The sequence below is a fragment of the Falsibacillus pallidus genome (genome assembly GCF_003350505.1).
In the GTDB taxonomy this organism is placed as follows: Bacteria; Bacillota; Bacilli; order Bacillales; family DSM-25281; genus Falsibacillus; species Falsibacillus pallidus.
Map to the genome: position 1 here is coordinate 1 of NZ_QQAY01000006.1, position 22,354 is coordinate 22,354.

A 22,354-nucleotide genomic window follows, 5' to 3' on the forward strand; every position below is an offset into this window, starting at 1 on the left:
AGCTTTCATTCAAGTCGTCTATATATGGAAAAATTTTGAATAGTCATAGGGTTTTCTTACTATCACTGGTTTACGTACCTATTTTTTCTTGTTAATTTGACGGCTATGGAACCTGTCCCCATGTCCCGTTAGTTGCGGATGAGGTAGTCGAATGCACCAAGGGCTGCTGTTGCTCCGGATCCCATGGAGATGATGATTTGGTTGTAGGTGCTGTTTGTACAGTCTCCTGCTGCAAATACTCCCGGAATGGAAGTGGCTCCACGGTTATCGACGATGATTTCACCGATGCGGCTGCGCTCGAGTGTTCCTTCCAGCCATTCTGTATTTGGTACAAGGCCGATTTGGATAAACACGCCTTGTAATTCAATGTGATGGTCTTCGCCAGTTTCGCGGTTGGTGTAAGTAATGCCTGTGACATTATCAGTCCCGGTAATTTCCTGGGTCGCCGCATTGGTTACGACAGTCACGTTTGGCAGGCTGTTCAGACGCTCTTGCAGGACTTTGTCTGCTTTTAGCTCTGATCCAAATTCAAGAACGGTCACATGTTTGACGATCCCTGCAAGGTCGATTGCTGCTTCGACACCGGAGTTGCCGCCGCCGATGACCGCAACGTCTTTCCCTGCGAATAATGGACCATCACAGTGCGGGCAGTATGCGACGCCCTTGTTTTTGAGTTCTTGTTCACCCGGAACGTTGATATTACGCCAGCGTGCACCTGTTGAAAGAATCACGGATTTACTTTTCAGAACAGCACCATTTTCAAGAGTCACTTCGAAAAGGTCCTTCTTTTCTAAATGCTTCGCACGCTGCAAGTCCATGATATCAATATCATACTCTTTTACGTGCTCCTCAAGGGCAGATGCGAGCTTCGGACCTTCCGTAGCTTTTACACTGATAAAGTTTTCGATGCTCAGCGTATCCAGGACCTGGCCGCCGAAGCGTTCTGCCAAAATCCCCGTGCGGATGCCTTTACGCGCAGCATAAATAGCAGCGCTTGCACCAGCTGGTCCGCCGCCGACAACAAGGACATCGTATGGATCTTTTTCAGCAAAATTTTCAGCACTAGAGCCTTCGCCCAATTTAGCCAGGATTTCCTGAATGGAAATTCGGCCGCCATTCCAGAATTCGCCGTTTAGGAAAACGCCAGGTACGGCCATCACATTCTTACTTTCAACTTCGTCTTTAAATGCTGCTCCATCAATCATTGTGTGCGTAATGTTAGGGTTCAGCACACTCATGATATTCAGGGCCTGCACAACATCAGGGCAGTTGTGGCAAGTGAGGCTTACATAGGTTTCAAAATGATAGGGACCCTCTATATTCTTGATTTGATCCATCACATTTTGCTCCACTTTCGGTGCTCGTCCACTTACTTGAAGCAAAGCCAAAACCAAAGAAGTAAACTCATGTCCGAGCGGGACGCCGGCAAAAGTGATTCCGGTATCTTCTCCGATACGGTTGATGCTGAAGCTTGGTGTTCTATTTAATTCTGCTTCTTCGACAGTGATTTTAGATGACAGGGAAGCCAGCTCTTCGACAAGAGCCAGCATTTCCTTTGCTACGTCATCTTTACCCGCACTGACTTTTAGCAGAATGTCGTTTTCTAATAGTTGTAGATATTGATTTAATTGAGACTTAATTTCTGCATCAAGTGCCATTTGTCATCGCGCTCCTTAAATTTTTCCTACAAGGTCAAGGCTTGGTTTAAGTGTTTCTCCGCCTTCTTTCCATTTTGCAGGGCAAACTTCACCTGGGTTGTTGCGCACATATTGAGCTGCTTTAATTTTGTTTACTAGTGTGCTAGCATCACGGCCGATTCCATCTGCATTGATTTCAACGGCTTGGATGATACCGTCTGGGTCGATGATGAAAGTACCGCGGTCTGCTTGTCCAAGTTCCTCGACGAGTACGTCAAATTGGCGGGAAAGGACGTGTGCAGGATCGCCGATCATTGTATATGTGATTTTACCGATAGCTTCTGATGTATCATGCCATGCTTTGTGAGTGAAATGTGAATCTCTGGATACTGAGAATACTTCTACACCAAGCTCTTGCAGCGCAGGATATTGATCCTGAAGGTCTTCCAATTCAGTTGGGCATACGAATGTGAAGTCTGCTGGATAGAAGCAAACGACGCTCCAGTGGCCTTTGAAATCCTGGTCGGAAACTTCAAGGAAATCTCCGTTTCTATATGCTTGTGCTGTGAATGGTTGTACCTCTTTACCGATTAAAGACATAATGAAATTCCTCCAGTGATGTATATTTTAAAAGATTAATAGAAAGAAACTTGTGCTTTGAAAAAAGCAGGGAGCACTCTTTCAATAATAATTTTTAATTTATAATAATTATTATATAGATATGATTATCGTTGTCAATTGAAACGCAATAATAATTCAAAATAAGAGGGAAATGGGACACCAGGGGACAGGTTCCTTGTCCCACTCGTGCCCCATAGATAGACGGTGGATCGTTTCAACTGCGATCTTCATATTCCTAATAAACTTTATGGGACAAGGAACCTGTCCCTATGTACCAGCACACAAAAAAGAGCAGCTTTTACAGAAAGGATCAAACTTCCCTGTAAATGCTGCTCTTTTGATATTGAAAACGTGAAGGTTATATGGTAAATTTATATAGATATGTGTTGTTTAATTAATTTTTAATATATTTTCCCTATTTTAATTATACAACAAAATTAGTTCGTTCGTCAACCCTCTGATGAAAATATTTATTTAGGGAGTGTTTGCTTTGAAATTGGAAAACAAGCAGGAGCAAAAACGTGTCGATCATGTAATGGAGATCATTGCGAAGGATATCAGCAGGTTGGAAGAGGAAACTGCACGCCGCAAGAATGAAGTAGTTCATATTCGCAAGCACTTTTGGGATGAGATCAAAGTGAATACGGATACTTTCGACGATTACCTTGAGACAATTATTGGCCTGCGCCAAGAAGCTCAAGCTCTGTCGGTAAGTCAAACGAGTCATCGGCATGCTTCCAAGCGCTTATCCACACTCCGCCGGATGCAGAAGATCCCTTACTTTGGCCGAATCGATTTTATGGAAGAAGGGACCACGGATCAGGAACAAATCTACATTGGAATTTCCTCTCTCAGCGACGAGAGCGGAGAAAACTTCCTCATTTATGACTGGAGGGCTCCAATTTCAAGTGTTTATTATGATTATCAGCCCGGTCCGGCAAAATACTCAACCCCTGAGGGTGAAATCGACGGGGTGCTGGAGAAAAAGTGGCAATATCTAATCCGTGATGGTGAACTTCAATCCATGTTCGATACAAGTCTCACCATAGGCGATGAAATTCTGCAGCAAGTGCTGGGCAAAGGCACTGACAAACAGATGCATAATATCGTTGCTACCATCCAGCAGGAGCAAAACCGGATCATCCGCCATGATCGGGGAAGGCTTCTCGTTGTCCACGGTGCGGCTGGGAGCGGCAAGACATCCGCCGCCCTGCAGCGGATTGCTTATTTGTTATATAAATATAGGGATAATTTGAATGCTGATCAAATTATTCTTTTTTCTCCCAACACGATGTTTAACAGCTACGTGGCAAATGTGCTTCCGGAGCTCGGGGAAGAGAACATGCAGCAGGTCACATTTCAGGAATACTTGGACCATCGTTTGAGCAAAAAGTTTCACGTGGAACATCCATATGAGCAATTGGAGTATGTGTTGACTGCACCGCACTCGCCTTCGTATCAGGCAAGGGTTGCGGGCATCAAGTTTAAAGCAGGTGTCCAATTTTTTAATGCAGTCAATGCATACAGGAAATCACTCGAGTCGTGTGGAATGATATTTAAAGACATTAAATTTAGAGGGAACTCAATCGTTTCCGCAAAACAAATAGCTGACAGGTTTTATCATTTTGACACAAACCTCCGTTTTCATAACCGATTGGAAAAGTTAAAAGAATGGCTCCTTAAAGAACTGAATAATGCCGAAAAAGCGGAACGGTCGAAGCCTTGGGTCCAGGAGGAAATGGAGCTCCTAAGCAACGAGCAATATCACAAGGCTCGTACCATCCTTGCGAAAAAACAAGGATATAAAAGAGAAGAAATCGCGGACTATGAGGTTGAACCAACGGCGCTGGCCCGATTGATTGTCCGCCGGAAATTGAAGCCGCTGCGTAAATGGATCAAAGGGTTTCATTTCATTGATTATAAGGGGCTTTACAAGCAAATTTTTGCCGCTGCCGAACAGATCGACCAGTGGATTGAAGGAGAGACTCCAAAGGAATGGGCGGATATTTGTAAAGAGACCGTGGAGATGGTCGATGAAAATAAACTATTGTATGAGGACGCTACGCCATTTTTACTGTTAAAAGAGCTGATCCAGGGATTCCAGATTAATAGTTCCATTAAGCATATCGTCGTGGACGAAGCCCAGGATTATTCACCATTTCAATTCGAGTTTTTGAAGCGATTATTTCCAGCGGCAAAAATGACGGTGCTTGGCGATTTTAATCAGGCGATCTTCGCCCATGCGAGCGAAATGGTTGATTTCAATATCCTGACTAGCTTATATGGCCCGGATGAAACAGAAGTCATCAATATTTCCCGTAGCTACCGATCTACGAAGCCCATTATCGAATTGACGAGAAGTCTGGTTCCGAATGGGGAAAGAATCATTCCATTTGAACGGGACGGCGCGCGGCCTGAGTTGAAAAAATTCGCAGATCATAAAGAACTGCACAATCAAATTACATCCAAAGTGGCAGATTTGCAAAGTCATGGCTATGAAAGCATTGCAATCATCTGCAAATCTGCGGAGGAAAGTCTGCAGGCATATGAGGCTTTATCAGAAAGGATCAATGAACTTAAACTATTGAAAAGAAGCTCGCTTGAATACGAACAAGGTGTCGTAATCGTCCCTTCCTATTTAGCGAAGGGTATCGAATTTGATGCTGTCATCATTTACGATGCATCGGAGTATGTATACGGTGACGAGAGCCTGCGCAGGACCTTCTACACAGCCTGCACCAGAGCGATGCATGAATTGCACCTATACAGTGTAGGCGAACCGAGCCCGTTCCTGCAGAACTGGGACGCAGGGACAGGTTCCGCGTCCCAGCACCCACTTTGAAGAGAACGCAGGGACAGGTTCCTTGTCCCAAAAGAATTTTTCATTGATTTTTAAACAGCTGGCTCATTGAATGCTAAATAGAGAAGAAGAGTGGGGTGGGATAAGGAACCTGTCCCCATGTCCCGGAGGTCTAACATGAAAAATTTTCAGTTTGATCGGTCTGATTATGCGGTTTCTTTCAATGGTGAAAGGGTTGTGTTATTGCCGAAAGAGTATCATCTTCTGCACTATTTATTTGAACATCTGAATCAAACACTTTCGAGGGAAGCATTGCTGGACGGGGTCTGGCCTATGGAGGCCCCGACAGATCGTACGGTTGACGACCACGTTTATCGTTTGCGGAAGAAGCTCGCTGCTTTTGATAGAGTCGCTATTGAAACGGTCCGGGGGACTGGATACCGGCTGAAAATAAAGCAGACCCACGAGGACAATCCTCTTTCACACGATCAGGAATTCAAGGAGAGCATGGATGTTCTGTTTCGCAAATACATCTTGTTTGGGCAGGGAACTGGACTGAAATCCATTGCGAGCCAGCATGATGCTTTGGCCATTCCGATTGAAATCCATAAAAAAGTCTACCTCCATTTTGTAAATGGTGATTTTCGCTGGTTTGTTCTGGATTCACCGGATGTTCCGTTCTCACAAAAGCTTTTTTATCTCCTGCACATATACGGGATTATTCAATTTCGGTTTGATCAAACGTGTATGTACGCAGAGAAGGCATTGCAATCAAACGTTCTACCATGGGTGCAGCATCAGGAATTTGATGTTTTTGGCATGATTGGGATATACCTTAATAATGGGGATTTTGAACAGGCTGCCCGGAAAATCAATTTCGTGCATTCGAAAATGGATGCGGGTGAAATGAACAAAGATATCTCTACATTTATCAAAGTCCAGGAAATAAAATTGGCCCTTGCTTCGCGGCAATCTGAGTCACTCGAATCCCATTTTGCAGCAGGTGATCAATTATTCCATAACTATCCGTATTTAAGGGAAAAGGGAAGGTACCTTATGTTAAAAGGGTTTGCGAATTGGATGAACGCGAGTCGAAAAGAAGGTCTCCAGTTGATGGATGAAGGATTCGCGACATTAGGGACCTCTAAATTTGTGCCGAATATGGTAAATGGCGTAAAGGATATGATGGATCTCGGTCGTCATTTGAGCATTGAGGTTCCAAAGGAATACCAGGCGAAATGGGACACACTCTCCAAACAACATGATTTTAAGGGCTTGGCGACAGAATTAGAACGATTATTTCGCCAGTCCCTCTGATATTCTTCTGACAGTTCATTGATATCCTTTTCTTACTGATTAATTTACTGTAAGAAGGGGATATTTTTTATGAAGGATTTACAAACATTTTCTATATTTAATATGAAAAATTTCCGCACGTTATTTTTCGTTCAAGTGTTATCGAGCTTTGGGAATTGGCTTGATCTGCTGGCAGTCAACGCACTCATTTCGTTTGAATGGGGGCTGGATCTGTGGGCGAATGCTGCAGCGGTCGTTATGATGTTCCTGCCGTATATCGTCATTGGTCCGTTGTCATCTGTTTGGATCGACCGGCGGGATAAAAAGAAAATCCTGATCATGACGACATTTGTTCGTGCAGGTGTGGCAGTTGGTTATTTTTTCGCTCCAGGTCTCTGGGTGCTGCTGCTGTTGATTTTCCTAAAAACTTCATTAGCCTCCATCTTTGAGCCAGCAAGACAAGCGGCTGCGCGTTCAGTGGTGCCTGATGCTTATCTTGCGGAGGCATCTTCCATCAGCCAGATGGTGTTGAATGTAACCAAGATCACAGCACCATTGGTTGGAGGAGGGCTGCTCGCCGCTGCACGTCCGCAAATGGTTTTTATGGCAGAGGGGGTATTGTATGCCGCAGCTTTTCTGCTGATGTTTTGTCTGCCTGCATTAGAGGTGATGAAGGAAAAGGATCAACCTACTAGCGTTTCCTATTGGGAGGAGCTGAAAGAAGGGTTTTCACTGATTCGCTCAAATCGCATCCTATCCACTGCGATCTGGATTACCTCTATCTCCATGTTTATTATTTTTCTCTATGACAGCTTCTTTGCTCCATTATCATTGTCACTGGGGTTGGATAAAACGGGATATGGGGTGCTCAGCAGTGCACTTGGCGCTGGTTCTGTCGCAGGGGCATTCTTATGCGGCTTCTTTAAAAAATGGAAGCAGAATCCACTTCTGTTCATGTCAATTGGAAGGGTGATATCCGGTACATTCATGATTGTGGTAGGAATGGGCTGCTATGGCCTCGCCCATGGGAATCTTCTATTCTGGATAGTGATTTTCGCTGTAATCGGATGTGTAGGAACTGCCCTCTTTGTGCCATACGGATATATCCTGACAACGGAGACGCCGCAACACCTATTGGGAAGAATCACCGCTTTCTCAACCGCCGTCCAAAGTGCAGCGAGCCTGCTCGCCCCAATCATAGGAGCATCCCTCGGCCACTGGTTCGGATTAGCCAGCGTCTTCATCATCTCTGCCATCAGCTTCATCCTGCTGGGCAGCATCTCCATGGGACGGAGGGACAGGTTCCTTGTCCCAAAACCGATTAGAAAAGCAGAGTGAGGTGCTGAGGGTTCCTTGTCCCACGCCAATTTGGTGACTTGATCAGAGTAGAGGGAGCTATCGATGTGGTAGCATATATCCATGGTGCTTGCAGGGTGGTGGGACAAGGAACCTGTCCCCCTGTCTCTTAATGAAAGGGGAAATGATTCTTGAGTATTACGGAATTTGTTAGGAAGACAATCAGTGAGATGAATGGTTTTGATAAGGATCATAAGGAAGGCATTCAAGAGATCATTGGAATGGCTTTAGAGGTTTATCAATTAAAGTCATATGAGGAAGTAGAGGAAACATCTTCAGGCAAGATTCGGTATTTATATATAGACTCTATGATGGAAGAAAACATGTTGTCTAAAATAGTAGAGGTCTCTACAGAAGGCGATCCAGATTGGACTATTGAGTCTGTTTATGACAGCCGAGTAATTCGGGAGTATTAAAAGATGCGGGATGGAGGGACAGGTTCCTCGTCCCGCACTTTCTTTTACTAAGCTTCATATGAATTCATTGCCGCTATGCTATCTCGAAATACGGCATGGGACGAGGAACCTGTCCCCAATTGTCCCATTCCTATTATTGAACCTGCAGACTTACATCGTCCACGAAGAAGTCAGTCGGGTTGCTGCTGTCATTTGTACCTTTGAAGGCAATTTGAACCGTCTGCCCTTTGTAATTCGAAAGGTCATAGGTGCGCTTAACCCATCCGGACGCTGTGCCATCATTCAATGTTAAGAGTGTGGCGAGCGGGGATCCGCTTGTATTCCGGACTTGTGCGTATAGGAAATCATACGCGTGGCTCGTTTCTTGCGTTGAGACATATGTCCAGAACGTCAGTGTTGCACTTGTTGCATTCGCAGGAATGCTGACAGTTTGATAGATTGAGTCTGTACTATTGTTGTAGCCATTCAGATAAGCAGAGTTGCTACCTGCATGCGGGAGGGAAGAATCAACGAGCTGGTACCCGCCGGAACTGGATTCTGTCCACGGTGATTGTCCGCTTTCAAAGCCGCCATTTGTGATGAGCTCAGTAACAGTTCCTCCGCCTGTACCACCGCCGGAACCGCTGGATCCATTAATATCACGGATCAAGTTATATGCGTCAGGTGTCCCGATGCCCGATGCCATATCATAGCCAGCTGTCGCAGGATAATATAAGTTATTTCCACTTGTAACGTCATGGAATGCGGGGTATGTCTGTGTTGTATTAAACATTTGATAAAGAGTAGGGTTTGCTTGTCCAAGGCTGCCCTTTCCGTTTGCTGCTGCATATTGGTTATTCAGTGCTGCAATGGCCGCCCATAATGGCGCAGCTGCTGATGTGCCTCCTACTACTGTCCAAGAGCCAGAGCTGTAGATAGAGTAACCTGTGCTTGGATCGGCATCCGCTGAGACATCTGGAACTTGGCGTTTTCCATTGGAGTAGCTGTTCTGCACGCCAGGACCGGATTGGAAGGAAGGCATGGCGTAAACCGTCGATAAACCACCGCCGCCACCTGTTTTATTAGAGCTGTTGGCCCAAACGGATTCTGAACCGTAGGATGATCCACTCAAATTCAGATGTGTTCCGCCGACGCCAGTCACATAAGGGTCATTGGCTGGACTGTCGACTGCTTTTGTAGAATCTCCAGCATCGTAAGCCCCGTTGTCGCCGGAAGCCGCAAAGATGCTTTGCCCTTGAGCTGCAAACTGCTGGAAGACCGAATGTAAGCTGTTCATCAAGCCGCTTCCCGCTTGCAGCTCGCTGATTCCCCAGCTGACAGAGATGGATTTCGCTTTATTATCTGAAGCGATTTTTTGATACGTATCAACCAATCCCTGGCCAGTATTGGGGCCTTCATAGACCATGACCTGTGCTTTCGGAGCGATGGCATTGATCACTTCGATGTCCAATTCCACCTCGACTTCACCTTGGCCGGCTGCTCCATTGTAGCCATCAACATAAACATTGGTGGGTGCAGGGCTTCCGAGACCGTAGTAATTGCTATAGTTTGTGATATTAGAAGCTTTATAGCCATCAAGCTCCATGACGGCAACAGTTTGGCCAGCTCCAGTGTAGCCTGCATTAGCAAGCAGGCTGACGTTGTAAGCCCCTTTTAACTCAGTTGGCGTATAGCCGCCGGACGGGCCGCTGCCGACTCTAGGTTCAACAGTTGCAGCTTTGTTCGTCACTTTTGGCGACGGCTTTCGTATTTGTGGATGTGTAAAGTGCGGTTCGTTATCCAATCCCTCTACATCCGTGATGATACCTGCAAATTCAGCAGGGATTTCAGGAGCGTCCGCATTCGAAAAATACGTCTGTCCCTTGTCATTTTCATAATCATTGATGGTGACGCCAAAGGCATCCTCCAATTGTCCAATCTTACCGCTGACTGTAATAAATGTATTATTGCTGGAGACATTTTTGACTTTAAAACCTTGGTCTTTTAAGAAGTTTTTCACCTTGGCGACTGTGTCATCCGTCGGTCCAAATTGATTCTTAAATTCTTCAGTTGATAAATAATGTTTGTAATTCGGGGATGATGGGTCGTTAAGACTTGCAATGAATTGATCCAATTGATCGCTGTTTCGTAAATTCAACGCAACCGTGACAGAAGTCATTTTGTTCCGATCAGAGTGTTTCTTATACTTTCCGTGCTTCGCTGCTGCGGGTGCTCCATTTTCTAAGTGCACCTTCTTCGGTCCTGCCGCATAGGTTGAGCCGCCAGACGCAAACAACGTCAAACTCAACAAGGAGGCAACCGTTGACACTAACAATTTTCTTCTTTTCATCTTTCACCTCTCCATTTCCCCAAATAAAACGAACCAACCAAATGACACAATTCATCTGCGTGTTTCCAATGGTTCTTCAATCTTCATTTGGAATAATATTCATGTACTTACAACTAAAACTTTACTGAATTTTGTAAAAAACAGATATCAGGCTTTATGCTTGTTTATGATAAGAATCTCGTGAAAAATAGATGAGATATTGATGAGAATTCGGGACTTTTAGACAAATAGTGGGACGAAGGGACAGGTTCCTTGTCGCGCTATTCCATTTTTGGGCACATCAATCTATTCAATGCATCTATCTTTCGCCTGCATCGGGATGGGACGAGGAACCTGTCCCCATGTACCTGTGCATATTTTGCTCATTTCTTCATAGGTTTTTAGTGATGCCTTATAGGTTAGAGGGAGTGATCATTGAGGATGATGACGCTTAGTTTATGCATGATTGTGCGCGATGAGGAGAAGGTGCTGGGGAGGTGCCTCGATTCTATTGGGAATTTGGTGGATGAAATCAACATTATTGATACAGGGTCGACCGATGGAACGAAGGAATTAGCTTCGCGCTATACGGATCGAATTTATGATTTTAAATGGATAGATGATTTTTCTGCAGCGAGGAACTTTTCTTTCAGTAAAGCCACGAAGGACTTTATTTTGTGGCTGGATGCTGACGATGTGCTGCCGGAAGGCGAACAAGAGAAATTTTCAGCATTAAAGATTTTTTTGCGTGAAGATATAGATGCGGTTTCGATGCCTTACATTTTGGCACGGAATGAAGAGGGAATGGTGACGCAGAGTGTAAGAAGGAACAGAATTGTGAAGAAAAGCAATGGCTTCCGGTGGTTCGGGTCTGTTCATGAATATATGGAGGTAGGGGGCAATGTCATCTCCAGTGATATTCACATCGTTCACAATAGCCAAAAAACAGGCGTGAGCACCCGTAATTTGGACATATACGAGAAAATGCTGGGAGAAGGGCGCTCATTTACTCCTCGGGATTTGTACTACTATGCGAATGAATGCCTCGATCACAAGCTGTATGAACGCGCAATTGAATATTATCAAAAGTTTCTTGATACCCGCGAAGGCTGGGTGGAGGACTGCATCAGCAGCTGTGCTAAGATGGCAGATTGTTACTTGGCGCTGGAAGACCCGGAGAATGCCATCGATCAGATTTTAAACTCCTTCAAATACGATATCCCAAGGGCTGATCAATGCTGCAGGATGGGTTTCATCTACTTATCCAAGGATCAGTTAGATAAGGCTGTCTTTTGGTATGAACTGGCTGCGAGCTTGGACTATGAAGCCGCAAAGGCAAAAGGGGGCTTCCTTAATCATAACTGCTATACGTGGCTTCCTCATTTGCAACTATGCGTTTGCTACTTCCGGCTTGGTCAAATTGAGAAATCAAAACACCATAATCAAATGGCAAAGGCTTACGAACCCACGAACCGGATGGTTTTATATAATGAGGAATATTTTCAGTCACTGACAGAACAGGAGGAGTAAAATGCCAACGAGCTTTTACCAAGCTATACCGGAGATCATCGAACATATCCGCATTGATGAACCCTCCTCCATTTTGGATGTTGGTGTAGGGTTTGGAAAATATGGCGTGCTGCTCAGGGAAGTTTTTGATATTCCTTTTGAGCGGTATGAAAAGAAAAGCTGGCAGCTGCAGATTGATGGAATAGAAGGGTTTGCAGGATACAGGAATCCTTTGCATGAGTATGTCTATAATCAGGTTATTTATGGGAATCTTGAATCTGTCATTGATCAAATGGGGGACTATGACACTATCTTACTGATTGATGTACTGGAGCACTTTGAAAAGCCGGAGGGATTGGAAATCATTCAAAAACTCCTTGCACATGCCAACAAATCATTGATCATTTCTACCCCTTTGTATCCGGAACCTCAGGGGGATTATTTGGGGAATACGCTTGAAACACACAAAAGCAGGTGGAACCTGATTGATTTTTTATCTTTCGATTTTACGTATAAACAATTAAATATCGGTGAAAATGGAGCGTTGTTATTTAAGATTCTTCCTCCTGAAAAGACTAAAATTCCTGCTGACCCCCCTACTAAGAAAAAACTAAAGATTGCCTACGTCCTTCCACATTTGAATTTGACAGGCGGACTGAAAATGCTGCTTCACCAAATGGAACAATTAAGGAAGCGGGGACATCAGATCTATGCCGTTTATAAGGGGGATCCTGGTACAAGGGCGGTCCCCAATTGGTATCCAATAGAAGTTGATGGGGAGATCATTGTTCCGCCCAATGAATCGTATGTCAGACATATAGAACATTGCGATATCATTGTAACAGGCTGGTATCAGCAGATTCCTGAATTGTTGGATTTGAATGAGAAAACGTTCTATTGGGAGCAGGGGCATAACTGGCTATTTGGTGATTATCCAAATTTATATGAAGCACAGTGGATCAGACAGGAAATGAAAAATCTCTATCAAACTGCAATCAGGATGGCAAGCGTGTCTTCTACTGTTTCAACTATTTTAAAAGCCCGCTATCAAAAAGAAACAGAGATCATTCCGAATGGGGTGGATACGAAATTTTATTTTCCTTTAACAGAGGAGCCGAAGGAGGATGTATTGACTATTCTTCTTGTAGGAAACCCGTTTTTAAGGTTTAAAGGGTTTGATGTGGCTCTTAAGGCACTCCGACATGTAAGGGATTTGGGATATCAGTTTAAAGTAAAATGGGTCTGCCAGCATCACCCCGACATTGGGTATGTGCCATTCCCTATTGAATATGTGATTCATCCAAGCCAAGAGGAGCTGAGGAATCACTATCAAATGGCCCATATTTTTTTGTTCACTTCGATTTATGAAGGTTTTGGCATGCCGCCATTGGAAGCAATGTCATGCGGAATCCCTGTGATTACAACGAGGTGTGGGGGCGTCAATGAATATGCCGGCAGCGATAACAGCCTGCAAATAGAACCCGGAGATCACTTGGCTGCCTCTCAGGCAATTATTACTTTGTTAGAGAGTTCCGAAAGACGGAACGAGTTAAGGGAAAAAGGCAGGGAAACAGCTTTAAAGTTCAGTTTTGATAGGGTTATTGAAAAAATGGAACGGTTTATGTATGAGATAGATAATCAGAATGAGGTAAAAAGAGAACAGGGACGCATTTAAGGTCCCTGTTCTTTAATTTATATATTGGTATTGAGATAGACGGCATAAAGGGCGCTTTGAGTAATATTTGGACTGGAATAAAGGGAAATGGCATCGTTTCGGGCGACGGGATTCCCTCCAATATTTGAAGTCCACGTCACGGTTGCTGTAGTCAGCACGTATGGGGCATTGTTAGATACATATACAGGCTGTGCCCCGACGTCTGTCGGCCTGATAGAGAATATGATCGTTCCGGTAATGGATGCTGTTACAGTCAGTGTAATAGTTGAAATGATACTTCCGCCTAATGGGGCAGATAAATTGTTCGCTACATTCCTGCAGACTTGGAATATATAGCTTCCTGCAGCTAAGTTATTGATGTTGATAGAACTGGAAAAACCTACTACACTACCGGTGGTTCCCGTAACTACATAAGGGAGGACATTGGAAACGGCTCCTGGAGAACCGGCTATCCGTTGAAAACCAGTGTTAGTTCCTCCAAACATAATTGCCTTTGTAGAGCTGGTCGGTGTTGCTCCAGTCGGACCAGTAGCGCCGGTAGATCCAGTAGGCCCAGTAGGCCCAGTTGGACCCGTATTGCCAGTGGAGCCGGTACTGCCAGTAGCTCCAGTACTGCCGGTAGGTCCAGTAGGCCCGGTTGAACCGGTATTGCCAGTGGAGCCGGTGCTGCCAGTAGCTCCGGTACTGCCGGTAGGTCCAGTCGGTCCGGTTGAACCGGTATTGCCAGTGGAGCCAGTGTTGCCAGTAGCTCCGGTACTGCCGGTAGGTCCAGTAGGTCCGGTTGAACCGGTATTGCCAGTGGAGCCGGTGCTGCCAGTAGCTCCAGTACTGCCGGTAGGTCCAGTAGGTCCGGTTGAACCGGTATTGCCAGTGGAGCCGGTGCTGCCAGTAGCTCCGGTACTGCCGGTAGGTCCAGTAGGTCCGGTCGGCCCCGTATTGCCGGTGGAGCCGGTGCTGCCAGTGGCTCCGGTACTGCCGGTAGGTCCAGTCGGCCCTGTTGGACCCGTATTGCCAGTGGAGCCGGTGCTGCCAGTGGCTCCGGTACTGCCGGTAGGTCCAGTCGGTCCGGTTGAACCGGTATTGCCAGTGGAGCCGGTGCTGCCAGTAGCTCCGGTACTGCCGGTAGGTCCAGTAGGCCCGGTAGCCCCCGTATTGCCAGTGGAGCCAGTGTTGCCAGTAGCTCCGGTACTGCCGGTAGGTCCAGTAGGCCCGGTCGTCCCCGTATTGCCAGTGGAGCCGGTGTTGCCAGTAGCTCCAGTACTGCCGGTCGGTCCAGTTGGCCCTGTATTGCCGGTAGCTCCAGTGCCGCCAGTGGCCCCAGTGCTTCCGGTGTTGCCAGTAGCTCCGGTAGGTCCAGTCGGTCCGGTTGAACCGGTATTGCCAGTGGAGCCGGTGCTGCCAGTAGCTCCAGTACTGCCGGTAGGTCCAGTAGGCCCGGTTGAACCGGTATTGCCAGTGGAGCCAGTGTTGCCAGTAGCTCCGGTACTGCCGGTCGGTCCAGTAGGCCCGGTCGTCCCCGTATTGCCAGTAGGGCCAGTGTCGCCAGTAGCCCCAGTGCTTCCGGTGGGTCCAGGATCGCCGGTAGGTCCAGTGTTGCCGGTATTGCCAGTAGGGCCAGTGTCGCCAGTAGCCCCAGTGCTTCCGGTAGGTCCAGGATCGCCGGTAGGTCCAGTGTTGCCGGTATTGCCAGTAGGCCCAGTGTCACCAGTAGCCCCAGTGCTTCCGGTGGGTCCGGAATCGCCAGTCGGTCCGGTGTTACCGGTATTGCCAGTAGGGCCAGTGTCACCAGTAGCCCCAGTGCTTCCGGTGGGTCCGGGATCGCCGGTATTGCCGGTTGTTCCAGTTTCGCCCGTGGGTCCTGTTGGCCCGGTGGGTCCTGCGAGTCCCATTGGTCCAGGATCGCCCGTTGGACCAGTGTTGCCGGTATTTCCGGTAGCGCCGCCTGGTGGTCCCGTTTCTCCGGTAGGTCCAGTTGGCCCCATAGGACCGGCTGGACCAGTCGGCCCCGGTGCTCCCGTTTGACATATACAAAAATTTTTATGACAGCATGGACAGCATGATGGCGGAAGATGACATCCATTATGATGATGTGGATGGTGGTTATTACTTAAATCCTCTTGGTATTTTTTTATAAAATCGTAGTTCTTTCCATATTGGTTTCCCTTCCAAACCATTAGATTTTCACCTGCTTTCGGTATATCAAAGCATAATATGCAAGCAGAGGAAAATGGGTATGGACGAGGAACCTGTCCCTCTGTCCCGAAAAGCGTTTAAATTTGTATAAAAATTTCAAATGTTTAGAATAGGAAATAGTACCTATTTAATAGAAGAGGAGTAATAATATGACTACGGCCAGTCCAGCGTCCGCTAATGCAAGTACTCAAATGCTTGAGGAGAAATCATTATTAGCGGCATTAGAACGGAATTTAGCGATAATAGAATTTAATTTAAATAGAGAAGTGATTTGGGTTAATGAAAATTTTGCACTTGCTATGGGATACACTGTTCCTGAATTGATAGGGATGTCACATCGCCAATTTTGTACAGATGAATTTAAAAACAGCAGGGAATATGAAGACATGTGGGGAAACTTGGAGAAAGGGATAAAATTTCAGGAAAAGATCGAAAGAGTCAATAAAAGGGGAGATATCATATGGCTCGAAGCAACCTATATTCCCGTTTTAAATGAGGAAGGCAAGGTGGATGGGGTCCTTAAGATTGCGACGGACATTACAGCACGCGAAAAAAATACTATGAAAATCATGTCTCAGTTAAAAGAAATGCCTGTTGAATTGGTCAATGTCGTCATGGATAACTCCAAAGAAAAATTGGCGGCACTCCAGGCGTTAAAAAAACAAACGGACTTAATTAGTGAAGTGTCAAAACTTACCCATAATATATCGACGCAAACAAATATCCTGGCATTGAATGCCGCAATTGAAGCAGCGCGTGCGGGTGAACATGGGAGAGGCTTCAATGTCGTTGCGGATGAAGTGCGTAAATTAGCTGCCAGCGTGGCTAAGTCCATTAATCAAGTCAATGACAACGTAGGGAATATCAGACAGGAAGCAGAAAGAGTGAATAAAATCACAACCAATTTGCAGGAAGAAATCCTAGAGACCGAGTCTAAATTCAAAACCATCTTGGCGGAGCTGGAAAAGTTAAATAGAAACTAGGTACGCAGGGACAGGTTCCTCGTCCCGCAACTAGGTTTAAAGCACATTACTTTATACACTGCACCTATCTAACTCCAGCATCGGGATGGGACGAGGAACCTGTCCCCATGTCCCGCGAATAATCATTGATAATTCCTTCTAGGCACTTTATAGTGGATACGATGACTTTTTAAGTTAGCACATGAATCAAGTTCTTTTTATATAAAGGAGATTGGAGTTATGTCACTTACACCAAATGATTTTCGTATTGAGAAGGATTTTTTAGGTTCGAAGGAAGTTCCTGCGAACGCATATTATGGGGTTCAAACTCTTCGTGCAGTTGAAAATTTCCCAATCACGGGATATCGTATACACCCTGAATTGATCAAGGCCATGGCGATGGTGAAAAAAGCGGCTGCGATGGCGAATATGGAAGTTAAGAGCCTGTATTCGGGAATCGGAGAAGCAATCGTCAAGGCGGCAGATGAAATGATCGAAGGAAAATGGCATGATCATGTCCTTGTCGATCCGATTCAAGGCGGTGCCGGAACATCGATCAATATGAACGTGAACGAAATATTGGCTAACCGCGCCCTTGAAATCATGGGCAAAGAAAAAGGGCAGTATCAATTTTGCAGCCCGAACAGCCATGTAAATATGTCTCAATCTACAAATGATTCATTCCCTACCGCTATGCATATCGCGGTTTTGAATCTGCAGGAAAAATTGATCGGAACAATGGAACAGATGCATGAGGTTTTCCAAGCGAAAGCGAAGGAATTCAGCCATGTCATTAAAATGGGGCGCACCCATCTGCAGGATGCCGTTCCAATCAGACTGGGCCAGGAGTTTGAAGCATACAGCCGCGTGATCGAACGTGATATTAAGCGCATCAAGCAATCCAGGCAGCACCTTTACGAATTGAACATGGGGGCAACGGCAGTTGGGACAGGCTTAAATGCGTACCCTCGCTATATCGAGCTGGTAGTTCCATATTTAGCTGAAATCAGCGGACTTCCATTCCAAGGAGCGGAACATCTCGTTGATGCGACGCAGAATACAGATGCTTATACTGAAGTATCCAGCTCGTTGAAAATCTGTATGATCAATATGTCCAAGATCGCGAATGACCTGCGCTTGATGGCATCTGGCCCAAGAGCGGGCCTCGGTGAAATCACGCTGCCTGCAAGACAGCCTGGATCTTCTATTATGCCAGGGAAAGTAAACCCTGTTCTGCCTGAGCTGATCAACCAAGTAGCATTCCAAGTTCTTGGAAACGATCAAACAATTTCATTGGCATCCGAAGCGGGACAGCTTGAATTGAACGTTATGGAACCTGTTCTGATCTTTAACCTTCTTCAATCCATCAGCATCATGAACAACGCTTTTACGACTTTTACCGAGCATTGTGTAAAAGGGATTACAGCGAACGAAGACAGGATGAAGGAATACGTTGAAAAGAGCGTTGGCGTCATCACGGCGGTCAACCCTCATATCGGATATGAAGTCGCAGCCCGCATTGCAAGAGAAGCCATCTTAAACGGCTCTCCAATCCGGGACCTGTGCTTGAAATACGATGTCTTGACGGAAGAAGAGCTTAACTTGATCCTAGATCCATATGAAATGACACATCCGGGAATTGCCGGGGCTGCATTGTTGGAAAAAGACTGAGAATAAATCAAAAAGGAGAATGGCTTTAAATGCCACTCTCCTTTTTCTATGAAAAATTATTTAAAAAAAGAAATTTTCTTCAATGCTGCACAAAGCGGGATGGCAATGATGATACCGACCACGTTTTGTACGATATTTCCCGGGATGGAAGCTACGGGAGCGATCCAGTTGTTATAGAGGATCCCTTCGCAGATATAGTACACAGCAAGCATTGCAGGAGCAGAAGCGACAGCCGCTAGTAGATTGATAGCAGCACTATTCCCGTTTCGGCCGCCTGACCAGGCGATTTTTCCGGCAATATAGCTTTGAAGGCCGCGTGCCACCACAGTGAATGGCGCCCACAATGTCCAGCCGGATACAAGGTCGAACAAGCCCATGCCGACAGCTCCCGCAATAGCGCCCTTTTTCGGACCGAATAAGAATGTGGCGATAAACGCCATGGCTGTGCCAAGGTGGACCAAACCGCCGTTTGCAGCGATTGGCAAGCGGATATTTAAAAAGATGGTTGCCACAAAAACAAGGGCAATCAGCATGGCAGTCAAAATTAAATTAAACGTTTTGTTGCGTGTGGAAGAACTGTTATTTATTTTTTCCATGGCATAAAACCTCTCTGAATGTATTATTTCCTGATAATTTTAGCACAAATCAAGAGCAGAAAGCAGCGGTTTTTGAATGTACTTTAATCTTTTAAAATACTGTAGACTTTTTAAAATGGTTTAAATAGTTTATAATTTTAGATAAAGTAGATATTTTACTCTAGTAATATTTATAATAGAGATATAATAATTCAGTCAGTGGGTGGCGTTTTGCTTAGTTGTCTTTGGAGCAGAAGCGCCGGAACATTTTTTCTCAAATAAATGAGGTAAGGAAGGATAGAATGAGCAGCGTACAGAAAAAAACAGACGTTATCTTAATTGGTGCTGGAATCATGAGTGCGACTTTGGGATCATTATTGAAAGCGTTAGCACCGGAATGGGACATCAAAGTGTTCGAAAAACTCGCAGAAGCAGGGGTAGAAAGCTCCAACGAATGGAATAATGCTGGGACCGGCCATTCTGCGCTGTGCGAACTTAACTATACATCCGAGAAGCCTGACGGATCTATAGACATCACCAAAGCAATCAAAATCAACGAGCAGTTTCAGCTTTCCAGACAGTTTTGGTCTTTTCTCGTAAACAGCAAATTGATCAGCAATCCTCAGGACTTCATCATGCCGATTCCTCATATGAGTATGGTTCAAGGGGAAGAGAATGTGGAGTTTTTGAAAAAACGATTTGAAGCGCTTTCAGCTAATCCGCTGTTCCAAGGAATGGAGTATTCGGATGACCCTGAAAAATTAAAGGAATGGATTCCGCTTATCATGGAAGGCCGCACATCGACTGAACCGATTGCTGCAACAAAAATCGATTCCGGAACCGATGTGAATTTCGGTGCTTTAACCCGCATGTTATTCAAACATCTCGAGAGCCAAAATGTCGAAGTGAACTATAAACACACTGTGAAGGATATCAAACGCACCAGCGACGGCTCTTGGGAATTGAAGATCCACAACATCGACAGCGGAAGAATCGAATATCATACGGCAAAATTCGTCTTCATCGGAGGCGGAGGCGGAAGCTTGCCGCTTCTGCAAAAAACCGGCATTCCTGAATCCAAGCATATCGGCGGCTTCCCTGTAAGCGGACTGTTCATGGTCTGCAACAAGCCGGAGGTAGCTGAGAAGCATCATGCCAAAGTGTACGGAAAAGCAAAGGTCGGCGCGCCGCCAATGTCCGTACCGCATCTTGATACAAGATATATCGATAACAAGAAGTCCTTGCTCTTCGGACCGTTTGCCGGCTTCTCGCCAAAATTCTTGAAAACAGGCTCCAACATGGACTTGATCAATTCCGTCAAACCGAATAATCTCTTTACGATGCTCGCAGCAGGTGTCAAAGAGATGTCATTGACAAAATACTTGATCCAGCAGGTCTTGCTGTCTAATGAGAAGCGCCTAGAAGAACTGCGTGAATTCATTCCAGAAGCTAAATTGGAAGATTGGGATATCGTCGTGGCAGGCCAGCGTGTCCAAGTCATTAAAGATACGCCTGCAGGAAAAGGAACTTTGCAATTCGGAACAGAAGTCGTCAGTTCTGCTGATGGATCCGTTGCCGCTCTTCTAGGTGCTTCACCGGGTGCATCAACGGCTGTCCACGTCATGCTCGAACTTTTGAACAAATGCTTCCCGCAGCAAATAAAAGAATGGGAGCCTAAAATCAAAGAGATGATCCCGTCCTATGGCGTATCGCTTGTTGAAAATCCAGCTCTATTTGATGAAATTTTTGCTTCAACGGCCGAAACGCTCGGCTTGAACGAAAAAGAACAGGTTTTTAATTGAATATAATAGAATGCAAATAAAAAAGGTGCAGCCGCTGGAGTCTTCCAGGCTGCACCTTTTTGTATGAGATAAGAAAGTATAAAAATTCAGAGTGATATTCTGTCCAGCTCCAGCGCCCAGCCCCTCGAGTCATAAGCCATACCTCTACGGAAATCAGGATTTCCTTCGAGTTCCGTCTTATGCTGGTCGGGGCTTAGCAGGGCGCTTGCGCATTTCTATTATGCGGATTGTTCTTCTAATTCAGTAGTTGGCTTTCCTTTATTCTCCCATTTCGTGATAACCAATGCCGCTAATGAGTTGCCGACAATGTTGACAGCCGTCCGAGCCATATCGAGGATTCTATCAATTCCTGCAATAAAGGCAAGGCCTTCAACAGGGAGTCCGACGCTTCCAAGTGTTGCAAGCAGCACGACGAAGGATACACCAGGCACCCCTGCGATTCCTTTTGAGGTAAGCATCAATACGAGTACAAGTGTGATCTGATGGCCGATGCTCAAATGAATTCCATACATTTGGGCGATGAATAAGGCGGCAATTGCTTGATAGAGTGTCGACCCATCAAGGTTGAACGAATAGCCGGTAGGGATGACGAAGGATGTAATGGCCTTTGGGCAGCCCAGCCTCTCCATTTTTTCCATGATTCTTGGAAGGACTGTTTCTGAACTGGCTGTTGAATATCCCAGCAGCAATTCATCCTTCAAGTATTTTATGAGTTTGAAAATATTAAATCCTGCTATTTTGGCTACCAAACCAAGCACGGCAAGGATGAAGAATATCATAGCTCCATATACGACAATCACTAGTTTCCCTAATGGGATCAATGACGATAATCCGAATGTAGAAACGGTTACACCAATGAGTGCAAATACTCCGATTGGAGCCGTTTTCATAATTAAGTTTGTAACATAGAACATGGCTTCTGCCGTTCCTTTGAAAAATTGAATGACCGGCTTTCCTTTTTCGCCGATGGCTGCTATTCCCAAACCAAACATGACTGAAAAGAAAATGACAGCGAGCATATCCCCATTTGCAATGGATTGAATGATATTTGTAGGGACAATATTCACCAATGTATCTGCCATTGAATGCGTTTCAGTGGTTTTTGCCGTGCTTACATAAGAATTTATATCGGTTTTTGCCAGATGCGAGCGGTCGACGCCTGTGCCTGGGTGGAACAGATTTGCTGCCAGCAGCCCAACAATGATAGCGATGGTGGTGATGACTTCAAAATAAAGGAGGGTCTTGCCCCCAAGTCTTCCAAGCGATTTCATATCCCCTGCACCCGCAACACCTACGATCAGGCTGGAAATGACAATCGGGATGACAATCATTTTAATTAAATGTATGAATATATCTCCAACTGGCTTCAAGTAATCGGTTACATGAGGGTTTCCGTAAAAAATTCCTCCGACAGCAATACCGAGAACTAAACCAATGAAGATCTGCCATGCTAGACCAATTCTTTTCATCTCTTCTTTCACTCCTTTTTTTCTCTCTATTTTTCATTTTAGGTTTCATTATTCATATTAACAA

15 protein-coding genes and 1 pseudogene are annotated in these 22,354 nt (G+C 45.5%); 10 read left to right on the forward strand and 6 right to left on the reverse strand.

What is annotated here, in order from left to right; translation table 11 throughout:
* Window positions 1-128: 128 nt before the first annotated feature.
* Window positions 129-1,658, reverse strand: coding sequence for an alkyl hydroperoxide reductase subunit F (gene ahpF / locus DFR59_RS11210; RefSeq protein WP_114745738.1), 1,530 nt, complete (start codon window positions 1,656-1,658; stop codon window positions 129-131).
* A gap of 15 nt (window positions 1,659-1,673) precedes the next feature.
* On the reverse strand, window positions 1,674-2,237 hold the full coding sequence (gene ahpC, locus DFR59_RS11215) for an alkyl hydroperoxide reductase subunit C (RefSeq protein ID WP_114745739.1): 564 nt from the start codon (window positions 2,235-2,237) through the stop codon (window positions 1,674-1,676).
* 511 nt (window positions 2,238-2,748) lie between these two features.
* On the opposite strand from ahpC, the gene helD reads away from it, so the two are divergent.
* The 4 genes from helD (at window position 2,749) to DFR59_RS11235 (ending at window position 8,126) form a co-directional block, all read left to right on the forward strand.
* Complete coding sequence (helD, locus tag DFR59_RS11220) at window positions 2,749-5,100, forward strand: RNA polymerase recycling motor HelD (RefSeq protein WP_114745740.1); 2,352 nt, start codon at window positions 2,749-2,751, stop codon at window positions 5,098-5,100.
* 135 nt (window positions 5,101-5,235) lie between these two features.
* The gene (locus DFR59_RS11225; RefSeq protein WP_158538369.1) at window positions 5,236-6,375 is read left to right on the forward strand and encodes a winged helix-turn-helix domain-containing protein; all 1,140 of its coding nucleotides are present in this window, start codon (window positions 5,236-5,238) and stop codon (window positions 6,373-6,375) included.
* A gap of 69 nt (window positions 6,376-6,444) precedes the next feature.
* A complete protein-coding gene (locus DFR59_RS11230) occupies window positions 6,445-7,692 on the forward strand; it encodes an MFS transporter (RefSeq protein ID WP_114745742.1) in 1,248 nt (415 codons plus the stop codon).
* 149 nt (window positions 7,693-7,841) lie between these two features.
* The gene (locus tag DFR59_RS11235) at window positions 7,842-8,126 is read left to right on the forward strand and encodes a DUF6407 family protein (RefSeq protein ID WP_281269355.1); all 285 of its coding nucleotides are present in this window, start codon (window positions 7,842-7,844) and stop codon (window positions 8,124-8,126) included.
* A gap of 133 nt (window positions 8,127-8,259) precedes the next feature.
* Here the strand turns inward: DFR59_RS11235 and DFR59_RS11240 are convergent, their stop codons facing one another.
* Window positions 8,260-10,455, reverse strand: a complete 2,196-nt coding sequence (locus tag DFR59_RS11240) for a protease pro-enzyme activation domain-containing protein (RefSeq protein WP_114745743.1) — start codon at window positions 10,453-10,455, stop codon at window positions 8,260-8,262.
* A gap of 420 nt (window positions 10,456-10,875) precedes the next feature.
* Between DFR59_RS11240 and DFR59_RS11245 the strand changes: the two genes are divergently transcribed.
* Window positions 10,876-11,964, forward strand: a complete 1,089-nt coding sequence (locus tag DFR59_RS11245; protein ID WP_114745744.1) for a tetratricopeptide repeat-containing glycosyltransferase family 2 protein — start codon at window positions 10,876-10,878, stop codon at window positions 11,962-11,964.
* Window position 11,965: 1 nt separating this feature from the next.
* Complete coding sequence (locus DFR59_RS11250) at window positions 11,966-13,618, forward strand: glycosyltransferase (RefSeq protein WP_114745745.1); 1,653 nt, start codon at window positions 11,966-11,968, stop codon at window positions 13,616-13,618.
* 17 nt (window positions 13,619-13,635) lie between these two features.
* On the opposite strand, the gene DFR59_RS11255 is transcribed toward DFR59_RS11250, so the two are convergent.
* Entirely contained in the window at window positions 13,636-15,792 is a 2,157-nt protein-coding gene (locus DFR59_RS11255) for a collagen-like domain-containing protein (RefSeq protein WP_245948463.1), read from the reverse strand.
* Window positions 15,793-16,002: 210 nt separating this feature from the next.
* Between DFR59_RS11255 and DFR59_RS20410 the strand changes: the two are divergent.
* From DFR59_RS20410 to aspA, 3 genes and pseudogenes are all read left to right on the forward strand, one after another.
* Window positions 16,003-16,356, forward strand: a pseudogene (locus DFR59_RS20410) (PAS domain-containing protein); the annotation flags it as partial.
* Between the two features lie 69 nt (window positions 16,357-16,425).
* Window positions 16,426-16,794 carry a methyl-accepting chemotaxis protein gene (locus tag DFR59_RS20415; protein WP_281269357.1) on the forward strand — a complete coding sequence of 123 codons (369 nt, stop codon included), beginning with the start codon at window positions 16,426-16,428 and terminating at the stop codon, window positions 16,792-16,794.
* A gap of 219 nt (window positions 16,795-17,013) precedes the next feature.
* The gene (gene aspA, locus DFR59_RS11265; RefSeq protein WP_114745747.1) at window positions 17,014-18,444 is read left to right on the forward strand and encodes an aspartate ammonia-lyase; all 1,431 of its coding nucleotides are present in this window, start codon (window positions 17,014-17,016) and stop codon (window positions 18,442-18,444) included.
* A gap of 56 nt (window positions 18,445-18,500) precedes the next feature.
* Here aspA and DFR59_RS11270 read toward each other — a convergent pair whose 3' ends face one another.
* Complete coding sequence (locus DFR59_RS11270; protein ID WP_114745748.1) at window positions 18,501-19,040, reverse strand: ECF transporter S component; 540 nt, start codon at window positions 19,038-19,040, stop codon at window positions 18,501-18,503.
* A 257-nt stretch (window positions 19,041-19,297) separates the two neighbouring features.
* On the opposite strand from DFR59_RS11270, the gene DFR59_RS11275 reads away from it, so the two are divergent.
* A complete protein-coding gene (locus DFR59_RS11275) occupies window positions 19,298-20,821 on the forward strand; it encodes a malate:quinone oxidoreductase (protein ID WP_281269358.1) in 1,524 nt (507 codons plus the stop codon).
* Between the two features lie 218 nt (window positions 20,822-21,039).
* Here the strand turns inward: DFR59_RS11275 and DFR59_RS11280 are convergent, their stop codons facing one another.
* Window positions 21,040-22,290, reverse strand: a complete 1,251-nt coding sequence (locus DFR59_RS11280; protein ID WP_114745750.1) for a cation:dicarboxylate symporter family transporter — start codon at window positions 22,288-22,290, stop codon at window positions 21,040-21,042.
* Window positions 22,291-22,354 lie beyond the last annotated feature (64 nt).

Excerpts from the sequence above, each read along its gene's own strand:
- ahpF (WP_114745738.1), bottom strand. The coding sequence starts at position 1,658 with ATGGCACTTGATGCAGAAATTAAGTCTCAATTAAATCAATATCTACAA.
- ahpC (WP_114745739.1), bottom strand. The coding sequence starts at position 2,237 with ATGTCTTTAATCGGTAAAGAGGTACAACCATTCACAGCACAAGCATAT.
- DFR59_RS11225 (WP_158538369.1), top strand. The coding sequence starts at position 5,236 with ATGAAAAATTTTCAGTTTGATCGGTCTGATTATGCGGTTTCTTTCAAT.
- DFR59_RS11230 (WP_114745742.1), top strand. The coding sequence starts at position 6,445 with ATGAAGGATTTACAAACATTTTCTATATTTAATATGAAAAATTTCCGC.
- DFR59_RS11240 (WP_114745743.1), bottom strand. The coding sequence starts at position 10,455 with ATGAAAAGAAGAAAATTGTTAGTGTCAACGGTTGCCTCCTTGTTGAGT.
- DFR59_RS11245 (WP_114745744.1), top strand. The coding sequence starts at position 10,876 with ATGATGACGCTTAGTTTATGCATGATTGTGCGCGATGAGGAGAAGGTG.
- DFR59_RS11250 (WP_114745745.1), top strand. The coding sequence starts at position 11,966 with ATGCCAACGAGCTTTTACCAAGCTATACCGGAGATCATCGAACATATC.
- DFR59_RS11255 (WP_245948463.1), bottom strand. The coding sequence starts at position 15,792 with ATGGTTTGGAAGGGAAACCAATATGGAAAGAACTACGATTTTATAAAA.
- DFR59_RS20415 (WP_281269357.1), top strand. The coding sequence starts at position 16,426 with ATGGATAACTCCAAAGAAAAATTGGCGGCACTCCAGGCGTTAAAAAAA.
- aspA (WP_114745747.1), top strand. The coding sequence starts at position 17,014 with ATGTCACTTACACCAAATGATTTTCGTATTGAGAAGGATTTTTTAGGT.
- DFR59_RS11270 (WP_114745748.1), bottom strand. The coding sequence starts at position 19,040 with ATGGAAAAAATAAATAACAGTTCTTCCACACGCAACAAAACGTTTAAT.
- DFR59_RS11280 (WP_114745750.1), bottom strand. The coding sequence starts at position 22,290 with ATGAAAAGAATTGGTCTAGCATGGCAGATCTTCATTGGTTTAGTTCTC.